Genomic DNA, 10,588 nt, shown 5'->3' with positions numbered 1-10,588 from the left:
TAAATCCCGAAACTGAAAAATCATCCTAAGGGATGTGTGGATTCTATTGAATGACTGATATACAAATTGGCCCCGGCACTGAAATTACTCTGCACTTCGCCCTAGGTATCATTGATGGCGATGAAGTGGATTCCACCTTTGACGGTAAGCCTGCAACCTTTAGCTACGGCGATGGTAGCCTGCTACCCGGTGTTGAAGCCAAGCTACTTGGCTTGCGTGCCGGTGCCAGCGAAACCTTTACCCTCGCCCCAGAAGATGCCTTTGGCCAGCGCAACCCGGCCAATATTCAGCGCTTCCCGCGCAGTCAGTTTGCCGCCGACATGGTGCTGGAAGAGGGCGTGGTGATTTCTTTTGCGGATGCGGCGAGAGCTGAGTTGCCTGGCGTCGTTAGTGAAGTGAATGACGAGTCGGTGATGGTTGATTTTAATCATCCCTTGGCGGGTCGAAGCTTGGCCTTTCGAGTTGAAATTCTGCGTGTTAGCGCGCAGGCTGACAGCAAGTAAACGAGTATTGATGCAGGTAGGTGATGTAGTGGCGGGTACAGAGCGTAAAATGCCGATATTGATGGCCAACCCCCGGGGGTTCTGCGCCGGAGTTGATCGCGCGATTGAAATCGTAAACCGCGCCTTGGATGTGTTCGGTGCGCCGATCTATGTCCGTCACGAAGTGGTCCATAATAAATTTGTGGTTGAGAACCTGCGTCAGCGCGGCGCGGTGTTTGTCGATGAACTTGTCGAAGTGCCCGACGACAAAATTGTGATTTTCAGTGCCCATGGGGTTTCCCAGGCTGTGCGTAAAGAAGCCGAAACACGCGGCTTAAAGGTTTTTGATGCGACCTGTCCGTTGGTGACCAAGGTGCATATGGAGGTTGTTCACTTCAGCGGCGACGGTCGCGAATGCGTGCTAATCGGCCACAAAGGGCATCCGGAAGTAGAAGGTACAATGGGCCAATACAGTGGCGCCCACGGCGGTGACATCTATTTGGTTGAGGATGTTGCTCAGGCATTGGCGCTGGAAGTGAAAAATCCCGATAGACTGTCTTTTGTTACCCAAACGACCTTGTCGATGGACGATACTGCCGCGGTAATAGAAGCACTGCGCAGTAAATTCCCCAATATTGAGGGGCCCCGCAAAGACGATATTTGCTACGCCACCCAAAATCGTCAAGATGCTGTTAAGTCCCTTGCCGAGCAGGTTGATTTGGTTTTGGTGGTTGGCTCGCCGAATAGCTCAAACTCCAACCGCCTCCGGGAGTTGGCTGAGCGTATTGGCTGCTCCGCTTATTTAATCGACAGTGAACTTGATATCCGCAGTGAGTGGCTGGCGGGCAACCCCCGTATTGGCATCACCGCGGGGGCATCCGCGCCGGAAGTCTTGGTTCATTCCGTGGTGCAGCGCCTGTGTGATTTGGGGGCGCAAGCCCCGGTTGAGCTCGATGGCCGGCCGGAAAATATTACCTTTTCGCTACCCAAAGAGCTCCGTTTGGTCGAGGTTTCGTAGATTTTCTCAGGGGCAGCTGCTACTTGCGACCTTTTGCAGGCGCAATCGTCCGCTGCGACTGATAATTAACTGATATTTGTCACTTACCCCTGATTTGCACAAGCTTATGGTGCCCGCCTGAAAAGCACCACTGGCGGTGGCGGTTCGACCATTGGGCAAATAAGAAACATAATTCGCGACCCAGTGGTTGCCGCTAATATAAATATTTTCTTGGTTTGTTCCTGTGTACAAACTCGGTTCGTCGCTCTCGCGCTGACCATTGCTATTGCTGTCAATAAATAGCTCAACGCCATTGCGCCAATCACCATTTTGATTCCAGACGCTGACTCTGTTTTGCTGTGAAATCGCCGTGGCGCGGGCGTTGCTGAGTAAATGATAAAGATTATAGGCGGCGCTACGCAGTTGTTGCTGTTTAACTAAATGACTCAAAGCGGGCACCGCGATCAGGCCTAAAATGGCACTGATTGCTAAGACGCAAATAAGTTCAATTAAGGTGACCCCTCGGTTTTCCATTATGGACTCCTTTCCATAGTGGCTTAAACTGCACGTTATTGGCGATAAAGTATATTAGCCGCTATATTTTACCGGCTAGTCGGTGATTCTTGCTTGAAGTGGCGGTCAAATCTATAGCAATTTACTTTACGTAAGCCAAAATGGATGTCAAGGATTGTAAGGAACTCAGGATGTTGCGCCAAAATACATTAATATCAGGTTATACCCTCATCGAATTGATGGTGACCGTGGCCGTCGTGGCGGTTCTGGCAACGGTTGCTGTGCCGAATTTCACCGCATTCATAGACAGTTCTCGGGAGCGAGGGGATGTACAGCAGCTGATGAGGTCTATGGTCGCCGCCCGCTCTGAGGCCGTAGTGCGCGCGCGGCCCGTAACATTGACAGCGACAGCCGGAGATTGGAGTAAAGGTTGGCGCGTTTGGGTCGATATAAATAGTAATGGCAGCTATGACGATGGTGAAACCTTCAAAGTGGCAGATGCGATTAAAACAAATGCTTTAATTAAGGCAAAGTTAGACGGCACAGTGGTGACTTCCATAACCTTTGATAATCAGGGGTTTATACAAGACGCTAAACCGGTGGTATTTACTTACCGCAGTTCGCCGGAAAAATGCAGTCATGATCGAGATTTGACGGTCACCGCCAGCGGCCAAGTGACTATCGCAGACCGAGTGTGCTCATGAATCGTCGATTTCAAAGTGGTGTGTCACTGATAGAAGTATTGATTGCGGTATTGATTACGGCGACCGGCGTACTTGGCGCATCGGCCTTGCAGTTAAACTCAGTCAAATTTAATCAGTTGGCCAATGTGCGTTCTACCGCCGTCTTTCTCGCAAATGATATTACCGATCGGATGCGGGCGAATCGGGCAAAAGCCTTGATCGGGGCATACGATTTAGCCATTGATGCTGAGGCACCTACCGGCGACACAATTACTGAGGTTGACTTGCGAGAATGGTTGTCTGAGTTAGCGCAGCGTTTGCCTGGAGGGGATGGCGGTATTAGCCGCAACGGTAACGCGCTTACGGTAACGGTGCAATGGGATGAAAGTCGGATGGCGAAGTCGCGGATTATTGGTGATGGCGATATTCAGAGCTTTGTCTTTGTGACGGAGTTTTGATAATGAAAAAAGCGAATCGCGGTTTTGGCCTAATTGAACTTATGATTGCGATTACCTTGGGTATTTTGCTCAGTACCGCGGTGATTCAGGTTTTCTTAGCGACCAGTAGTAGCTCCAAAGTGCAGGACTCTATGGCGCAAATCCAAGAGAATGCGCGTTTTGCCATGCGCTTGCTGGCTAGGGAAATTCGAATGGCGGGCTATATGGGCTGCAGCTCAATTGGCGCGGCTAGGTACAATAATATTGCGACGCCAAGTGACGGTTTTAGTGCCGAAACGGCTCTGGTTGGGGAAGACAATGTTGCGGCGGGTAATGCCTTACCTGCTGTTGTGGGAACGGATTTGGTGCATTTACAGCGCGCCTCCGATGAGTTTTTAACCATTACCGGCAATTTAGCGCCCGATAATGCCAATATTAAAGTCGAAAACAACAAAATCAAGGTAATGCAAGGCGATTTTATTATGGTGTCCGACTGTTTTAGTGGTGACACCTTTCGGGTCACCAACTCGCCAAAACAGGCAGACGAAGGCGTTGCTACCTTTACCCATGCCATCGGGACGAGTAACACGGCTAACCGCCTGAGTAAAATTTACACCGGTGAAGCCGAGGTCTTTGGTTTTGAAATAATCGACTTTTTTATCGGTGATACTGGTCGCAAGAGTTCGGCGGGTAACCCAATTAACGCTCTCTATATGCGTCAGCGTGGGCTCGGTTCGGGCGGCGTAGTGTCAGCACCAATCGAGCTGGTAGAGGGTATAGAAAATATGCAGCTGAGTTATGGTGTCGACACTAACAATGACCGCGGCGTGGATGTTTATCAAACTGCAGCTGAAGTGGCCAGTTGGGCAACGGTGTTAAGCGTGCGTATTGAACTGACCTTTTACGGCTCAACTGATAATGTGGTGGGACGCACCGGCAAGGAAGATGCGCAGCGCTTATTAAACCGCGCGGGGGATTTGGTGCAAAACAACGATGGCAGAATGCGTCAGGTGTTCACCAATGTATTTGCCATCAGGAATAAAATGCAATGAAGCGGCGCAAACCACACCCACAGAGCGAAATAGTACGCCAAAGTGGCGCGGCCTTGATTGTCAGTCTCGTGTTTATGCTGATCTTGACTATTATTAGTATAGCGTCAATGCAGACCGCCACGCTGCAAGAGCGCATGGCCGGTAATATGAAGGACAATACCATCGCCTTTCAGGCGGCAGAAGCTGCGCTGCGCCTTGCTGAAGTGGATTTAAAATCAGGTGTTGTTGGCGTTTTTGATGGCACTGGCGGGCGCTATTTGTCGTGTCCAGATCCAGGAGATACCCGAACTGCGTGTGCGTCGCCAGATTGGGCCGATTACAAATCTAGTGGTTGGAAGGTGCTGGTTAATAAGGTGCCGGATGTATCCAAGCAGCCGGAGTATATTATTCAGCAATTAAATCGTGCATCGTCAAAGGACACTGTACTCGATTCAGACCGAGTCGTTGCACGCGACGGTTTTTTTAGAGTGATTGCCCGAGGTTACGGGGCGAGCGATCGCAATATGGTTGTGCTCACCACAACCTTTAAACGCAAAGAGTAAATACCGCACCGCGAGTTGTGCAGGAGCGTACCATGAGTACCATGAAGAAACAGATTGCGCCACAGCTACTGCAAGGTGCAATAGTCGCTGGGTTTATAGCGTTGTGTACTGTGTTGCCGATGCGCGCGAATGCGGGTGATTGCCTGATTAATGCGACGACACCCACCTACATTGGTATACGTAAGCAGAATGTTTCCTATACCTTTACGGGTTTGAGTGAAATTAAAAAGATCGTGTCCTATGTTTTGGATCCGAGTGATGCCAAAGGTCTATGCCTCCCGACGGATATTTGGTTTTCCGGCAATATCGTGACGGTATCTAACAATGCCTCGGGCGTAAATCAGTGTAAGGCTAAGGTGACGGTTCAAGGCCTTGAAAAGGGTTGTACCCCCGATACGCCACCGGTTGAGGGTGTGGCGCAAGTCCCCTTGTTTTTAACTCAGTCAATTAATCCGAATATTATGTATATTTTGGACGACTCTGGGTCAATGATGCGTGAGCTCATGCCCGACAGTCTGCGTTTAGGCGGTACGGATTATATTTACCCCCGCGCTAATGGTGTTTATGGCTCAGATGATAAGCACAACTATGTTCCGACGGTAGACGATAACTCACCTTACAATGCGCGGAGTCGATCAGCCTACATTAATAAAGTGTATTACGATCCGTCGACGACTTATCAAGTTTGGAAAAAAGCGGATGGCAGCAGTTTTCCGCCAGCCAATCCCAGCTGCGCTTTACATAATCCAATGAACACCACATTGCTGTTTGATCAGGCCAAGTGCCGCAATTTGACGGTTAGTAATAGCAATTACAATAGTACGACTTGGGTTGACTGCACGAGTGCCGGTGCCTGTACTAATAGCACCGCGACCAAAAACTTTTGGCCGGCGACGTATTTTTGGTACAAGGGCGCGGGTAGCGATTGGAATTGGGCAAGCTACCAAAAAGTGGAAATTCGCTTTGGGCAAACTTTTACAGGTCACGGCCGTGAGGCGCGGTCGGACTGTGTCGCCTCCGCGTTAGGTGTCTGCACATACACCGAGGAGCTGCAAAATTTTGCTAACTGGTACACCTACTATCGTTCGCGGGTCTTAACGGCACGGGCCGGCACCGGTCTGGCTTTTGCTGAACAAAGTGGTGGTATGCGCGTTGGTTTTGCAACGATTAATAAGGGCAGCGGTGATATTGATGGCGTAAATACCCCGGTGATAATAAATGGCGTTCGGGAATTTAGCGGCAGTGATCGTTCAGGTTTCTTTTCATCGCTTTACGGCACGGCTATTCCAAATGCCAATACCCCTCTGCGCTATGCATTGGATTCAGTCGGGCAATATTATTCCAGAACCGACACTAAAGGCCCGTGGTCGGGTAGCCCTGGAATTCAGGGAGAACAAACAGCTGGTTGGGGTCGATTCAAAAATGGAGAACAACTGGCTTGCCGTCGCAATTATGCGTTGTTAATGACCGATGGTTACTGGAATTCCACGGCGGCGTCGGGTGATCGGGCCGGTAATAACGATGGCACTGCAAATCCGACGCATACCAGCCCGTCGGGGCAGAGCTATACCTATAAAGCGGTGTCGCCATTTACCGATAGCTGGAGCAGTACCCTTGCCGATGTTGCGATGTATTATTGGAAAAACGATCTACGCAGTGACTATTTAAATTTAGTGCCGGTTACCAAGGGTAACCCTGCGTTTTGGCAGCATATGGTGACCTACGGTATTGGCTTTGGCGTGAGCGGTAAAGTCGACCCAAAAACCGCATTTGATGCGATTGCCTCTGGCGCGACGATTTCATGGCCAGACCCCGCATCAGATGATTTGAATAAAATAGATGATTTACTGCACGCCGGCGTGAATAGCCGTGGCGGATTTTTTAGTGCCTCCGAGCCTGCGACCTTTGCCACCGAATTATCTACTGTTTTACGTGCTATCAGTGCCGAAAATAAATCATCGGCTGCGGCGATTGCCGCGAGTTCAACTAAATTGGACTCTGCGACCATTATTTATCAGGCCAGCTTTAATAGCTTGGATTGGTCGGGCAAAATTGTCGCTCACAAATTGAATAGCGATGGCTCGGTCGGTGATGTTGCGTGGGATACGGACAAAAATGCGGTGCCAGATATAAGTGCTCGCAATGTGATTGTTGGTATTGGCTTGCCAGATTCCTTGGTGAGCACGGCGTTGCCCCTTAACACGGCAAACTACAGTTTGCTTTCAGCTGGCCTTCAGGTTGCGTTGGCTGCGGGTGGTACAGCAACCGATGCCCTCGATCGCTTGGCTTGGATTCGTGGTGACAAAAGCAAGGAGGGCACTAAATTCCGCGTTCGGGGCGGTCCGCTTGGCGATATTGTTAATTCCAACCCATTTTATGCCGACAAGAAAGCAGATTACGGCTTCGCCATTTTAAGTGGTACTGAGGGCGACAAATACACAGCCTTCCTCGAAACGAAAAAGAGCTGGCCCAATACGCTGCATGTAGGTGCTAATGACGCCATGTTCCATGTGTTTAATGCTGAAACAGGCAAAGAGCTGATGAGCTATATTCCGGTGTCAGCTTATAGCAAACTGGCCGATTTGACGTTACCGGATTACGTGCATAAATATTCGGTGGATGGTTCACCTCGTGGTAGTGATGCCTATATCAATGGAGCATGGCGAACCGTGGTCGTCGGCTCAACGGGGGCCGGTGGTAAATCGGTGTTTGCGATTAATGCCAGCTCGCCAGCATCGATGTCAAAGTCGAACTTTATGTGGGAGTTTGCTACAGGGCCACTGTCGACAGACAAGCTCGGTATTGCGATGAGTGAGCCGGTTATTGCCCGTCTGGAGGCAGAGAATAAATGGGTGGCCATTTTTGGTAACGGCTACGAATCTGGCGACAATGTTAAGTTGTTTGTTGTTGATCTGGCAACGGGGGCTTTATTAAAGGCTATCGACACCGGTATTACTGGTGTGGGCAATGGCTTGGCGACACCAGTGCCAGTGGATGTCGATAATGACCGCATTACAGATTACGTTTATGCCGGCGACCTGAAAGGCAATATGTGGAAATTTGACTTCACGGGCAGCACCATTGCCAGTTGGAGCGTCGCATTTAAAGCGAATAATGGCGTGAGTGATGTCCCTAAGCCACTCTTTACCGCGACCGATGCCTCTGGGACGCCGCAACCTATAACCATGCGTGCGACCGTTGGCTCTCATGATGAGAGCGGCTACATGGTGTACTTTGGTACCGGTAAGTACTTTGAATATAGTGATGCGATTCTAGGGTCATCCCCTCAAATTCAGCATTTTTATGGAATACGTGATAACGATGCGCCGATAACAGATCGCACGCTACTGGTCTCTCAAACCGTCATTTACGAAGACGATGGCGTGTTGTCGGATGGCACTAGTACTGAGTTCAAAGTTCGCGTGGTCAGTAATAATAGTGCTAATACCCCCCCTGCATATGGTTGGCGCTTAAAGTTATTACCTCCAGGCCGCACAGATAGCGAGGGAACGGGTGAGCGTGCAGTCTCTACCCCGATATTGCGTAATGGTCGTATTATTTTCGCCAGTATTATCCCGAGCGATAATGTTTGCGGCTACGGTGGTAGCAGTTGGCTGATGGAAGTGAATGCCGATAATGGTGGCCGTTTTACTGCGCCAACGCTGGATGCTAATGATGACGGTGTTGTCGATAATTTGGATATGATTTTGATCGACGGCGAGTACTACCCCATTAGCGGGCGCCGCACAGGAGAAATGATCAAGACACCTGCTATTGTCAGTGGTGACGGTGTTGAGTTTAAGTACACCTCGGGGTCAAGTGGTAGTCTTAGAGTGATCGCTGAGTCAGAAGGTGATACAGAGTTATTGGGTCGTCAGTCGTGGAGACAATTTCAATGAGGGTATGGGGCGTGAAAGGGAATTCGGGTTTTACTCTAATTGAGTTGATGGTGACGGTGGCAATAATTGGCATACTTGCTTCTATTGCCTACCCTAGCTATCAAGAGCAAATTGCTAAATCACGGCGCAATGAAGCGACAAATGCACTTTTTAGCAGTGCTCAGGCATTGGAACGGTTTTACTCGGCGAATGGCCGCTACACCAAGACGGCAGGTGGAACCGATCTGCCGGCCGTGTTTGTGACTAAAGTGCCGGATAGCGGCACGACTTTTTACACTATTGCGGCAACAGCAGCTGGTAATAATACTTTTACGCTAAAAGCGACGCGCAGCGGTCCAATGACGGGTGACGCCTGCGGTAATTTCACCTTGAATGAAACTGGGCAGCTGGCATTGCTTGATAAGCCTTCTGGCTCCAGTAAAACGGTCGCAGATTGCTGGCGTCGTTAAACGCGGATTCGCCAATTTTAGCGGAGCGTATGACACAGCTCCGCTTATTTGCCCGCCGTTTGTCACTGAAAATCAACCAATTGTCGGAATCTAACTGACATTGACCTAGCCACTCGTTAGCCTGTAAATGCCCAAATTTACAGGATAATAGCGCCTAATGAATGACGCCCCTCGCCAGCGTGGCTTTACCTTAATTGAACTAATGATCACCGTTGCGATCATTGGGATTCTCGCCACGATCGCTTTGCCCTCATATCGGGACTATGTCATGCGCGCGAATCGCTCAGCTGCAGCCAGTTACCTACTGGAGGTCGCGAATTTGCAGGAGCGGCATTTTTTAGATGCTCGCGCTTACGCTGCTGATATGACTGCTTTGGGTGCTACCCCACCAACGGAAGTCTCTACCAATTACACGATTACCACCGCCGGTAACAATACTGCTACGCCACCGAGCTACACCGTTACAGCTACGCCGATATCCACTGGCCCGCAAAGTAGCGACAGTTGCGGCGTCCTTACGCTGAATAGCAAAGGTGAAAAAGGCCATGCGAGCGGGGCAAGTCGATGCTGGAACTGATCGCAAAACCTGGCGCACAGCGCGGCTTTACCCTACTTGAACTCATGGTGACCTTGGCCATTGCGGCGATATTGGCATCAATAGCCGCCCCCGCGTTTAATGGTCTGATTGAAAGCCAGCGGGTGCGCAGCGCCGCTAATGATTTGATGGGGTCTATTAGTTTGGCCCGCAGTGAAGCGGTGACCCGCAACACCAGTGTTACTGTCGCGCAGGCCAGCGGTGGTTGGAACAATGGTTGGACAGTGAGTGTTGGCGGCACAGATCTACGCGTTGAAGGCGCTTTAAATGGCATTAATCTGACCGCGGGATTAACGAGTTTTAGCTACAACAGCAGTGGTCGTGCAACAAGCGCGGTTAGCTTTACCGTGGCGCCGGACTCAGGCAATGCTGATCGTACACGTTGTGTGGCTGTTTCTTTAAATGGTAAGCCGTCTAGCAATAAAGGGGCATGTTGATGCCAAGCGCTAAAACAAAAATACAGGGATTTACCTTAATCGAAGTCCTCGTTGCTTTAGTTGTTTTGCTTGTCGGTATGATGGGCGCGGCCGGTTTAATGGTAAGGACAGTGCAGCAGGAGGTAGAGGCCTATCAGCGCCTTCAGGCATTAAATTTATTGCAAGACATGAGCGATCGCATAAATGCGAATCGCAATGTTGTTGGCTGTTATTCGAATGGTAGTAATGGCCGTACCTTGGGCTATGGCGTTACCAGTATTTCTGCATGCGGAGCAGGAACTGCAGAGGAGCGGGCTCGCGCAGATGCCGATTTAAATGATTGGAATGAGTCCTTGAAGGGCGTTGCGGAACAAGATACCGAAGATAGCAACGCGAATGTGGGCGCAATGATCGGTGCGCGTGGTTGTGTGGTGCAAGTGAATGCTGTTGATCAGATATACCGAGTTACAGTTGCTTGGCAGGGGTTAAGTGAAACGGTGGCGCCAGCGGCGGACAATGCCTG

12 protein-coding genes are annotated in these 10,588 nt (G+C 50.2%); 11 read left to right on the top strand and 1 reads right to left on the bottom strand.

What is annotated here, in order from left to right; genetic code table 11:
- Window positions 1-50 precede the first annotated feature (50 nt).
- Together fkpB and ispH are read left to right on the top strand one after the other, a co-directional pair.
- Window positions 51-503 carry an FKBP-type peptidyl-prolyl cis-trans isomerase gene (fkpB, locus tag ABYT30_RS10370; RefSeq protein WP_373096332.1) on the top strand — a complete coding sequence of 151 codons (453 nt, stop codon included), beginning with the start codon at window positions 51-53 and terminating at the stop codon, window positions 501-503.
- A 49-nt stretch (window positions 504-552) separates the two neighbouring features.
- Window positions 553-1,500: a 4-hydroxy-3-methylbut-2-enyl diphosphate reductase gene (ispH, locus tag ABYT30_RS10365; RefSeq protein ID WP_373096334.1), complete on the top strand. Its 948-nt coding sequence runs from the start codon at window positions 553-555 to the stop codon at window positions 1,498-1,500.
- Between the two features lie 6 nt (window positions 1,501-1,506).
- Here ispH and ABYT30_RS10360 read toward each other — a convergent pair whose 3' ends face one another.
- Window positions 1,507-2,013, bottom strand: a complete 507-nt coding sequence (locus tag ABYT30_RS10360; RefSeq protein WP_373096331.1) for a GspH/FimT family pseudopilin — start codon at window positions 2,011-2,013, stop codon at window positions 1,507-1,509.
- A 170-nt stretch (window positions 2,014-2,183) separates the two neighbouring features.
- Between ABYT30_RS10360 and ABYT30_RS10355 the strand changes: the two genes are divergently transcribed.
- The 9 genes from ABYT30_RS10355 to pilV (ABYT30_RS10315) all read left to right on the top strand — a co-directional run.
- Complete coding sequence (locus ABYT30_RS10355; RefSeq protein ID WP_373083405.1) at window positions 2,184-2,696, top strand: GspH/FimT family pseudopilin; 513 nt, start codon at window positions 2,184-2,186, stop codon at window positions 2,694-2,696.
- The gene (gene pilV, locus ABYT30_RS10350) at window positions 2,693-3,133 is read left to right on the top strand and encodes a type IV pilus modification protein PilV (RefSeq protein WP_373083407.1); all 441 of its coding nucleotides are present in this window, start codon (window positions 2,693-2,695) and stop codon (window positions 3,131-3,133) included. The genes ABYT30_RS10355 and pilV (ABYT30_RS10350) overlap by 4 nt, the downstream gene beginning before the upstream one ends.
- A 2-nt stretch (window positions 3,134-3,135) precedes the next feature.
- Window positions 3,136-4,164 (top strand): PilW family protein, encoded by a 1,029-nt coding sequence (locus ABYT30_RS10345; protein WP_373083409.1) that lies wholly within the window; start codon window positions 3,136-3,138, stop codon window positions 4,162-4,164.
- Window positions 4,161-4,706 carry a PilX N-terminal domain-containing pilus assembly protein gene (locus tag ABYT30_RS10340; protein ID WP_373083410.1) on the top strand — a complete coding sequence of 182 codons (546 nt, stop codon included), beginning with the start codon at window positions 4,161-4,163 and terminating at the stop codon, window positions 4,704-4,706. Before ABYT30_RS10345 ends, ABYT30_RS10340 begins: the two co-directional genes overlap by 4 nt.
- A gap of 32 nt (window positions 4,707-4,738) precedes the next feature.
- Complete coding sequence (locus tag ABYT30_RS10335) at window positions 4,739-8,605, top strand: pilus assembly protein (RefSeq protein WP_373096329.1); 3,867 nt, start codon at window positions 4,739-4,741, stop codon at window positions 8,603-8,605.
- 11 nt (window positions 8,606-8,616) lie between these two features.
- Window positions 8,617-9,054: a type IV pilin protein gene (locus ABYT30_RS10330; RefSeq protein WP_373083682.1), complete on the top strand. Its 438-nt coding sequence runs from the start codon at window positions 8,617-8,619 to the stop codon at window positions 9,052-9,054.
- A gap of 157 nt (window positions 9,055-9,211) precedes the next feature.
- Window positions 9,212-9,631: a type IV pilin protein gene (locus tag ABYT30_RS10325; RefSeq protein ID WP_373083681.1), complete on the top strand. Its 420-nt coding sequence runs from the start codon at window positions 9,212-9,214 to the stop codon at window positions 9,629-9,631.
- Window positions 9,619-10,086 carry a GspH/FimT family pseudopilin gene (locus ABYT30_RS10320; protein ID WP_373083680.1) on the top strand — a complete coding sequence of 156 codons (468 nt, stop codon included), beginning with the start codon at window positions 9,619-9,621 and terminating at the stop codon, window positions 10,084-10,086. Before ABYT30_RS10325 ends, ABYT30_RS10320 begins: the two co-directional genes overlap by 13 nt.
- A partial coding sequence (pilV, locus tag ABYT30_RS10315) for a type IV pilus modification protein PilV (protein ID WP_373083679.1) occupies window positions 10,086-10,588 on the top strand: 503 nt, incomplete at its 3' end. The genes ABYT30_RS10320 and pilV (ABYT30_RS10315), both read left to right, overlap by 1 nt.

It is taken from the genome of Zhongshania sp. (genome assembly GCF_041623545.1).
Classification (GTDB): Bacteria; Pseudomonadota; Gammaproteobacteria; order Pseudomonadales; family Spongiibacteraceae; genus Spongiibacter.
This window is presented reverse-complemented; position numbering and strand designations above follow the sequence as displayed.

What these genes read in the sequence shown, in the direction of transcription:
- fkpB (WP_373096332.1), top strand. Translation starts at nt 51, where the DNA reads ATGACTGATATACAAATTGGCCCCGGCACTGAAATTACTCTGCACTTC.
- ispH (WP_373096334.1), top strand. Translation starts at nt 553, where the DNA reads ATGCCGATATTGATGGCCAACCCCCGGGGGTTCTGCGCCGGAGTTGAT.
- ABYT30_RS10360 (WP_373096331.1), bottom strand. Translation starts at nt 2,013, where the DNA reads ATGGAAAACCGAGGGGTCACCTTAATTGAACTTATTTGCGTCTTAGCA.
- ABYT30_RS10355 (WP_373083405.1), top strand. Translation starts at nt 2,184, where the DNA reads ATGTTGCGCCAAAATACATTAATATCAGGTTATACCCTCATCGAATTG.
- pilV (WP_373083407.1), top strand. Translation starts at nt 2,693, where the DNA reads ATGAATCGTCGATTTCAAAGTGGTGTGTCACTGATAGAAGTATTGATT.
- ABYT30_RS10345 (WP_373083409.1), top strand. Translation starts at nt 3,136, where the DNA reads ATGAAAAAAGCGAATCGCGGTTTTGGCCTAATTGAACTTATGATTGCG.
- ABYT30_RS10340 (WP_373083410.1), top strand. Translation starts at nt 4,161, where the DNA reads ATGAAGCGGCGCAAACCACACCCACAGAGCGAAATAGTACGCCAAAGT.
- ABYT30_RS10335 (WP_373096329.1), top strand. Translation starts at nt 4,739, where the DNA reads ATGAGTACCATGAAGAAACAGATTGCGCCACAGCTACTGCAAGGTGCA.
- ABYT30_RS10325 (WP_373083681.1), top strand. Translation starts at nt 9,212, where the DNA reads ATGAATGACGCCCCTCGCCAGCGTGGCTTTACCTTAATTGAACTAATG.
- ABYT30_RS10320 (WP_373083680.1), top strand. Translation starts at nt 9,619, where the DNA reads ATGCTGGAACTGATCGCAAAACCTGGCGCACAGCGCGGCTTTACCCTA.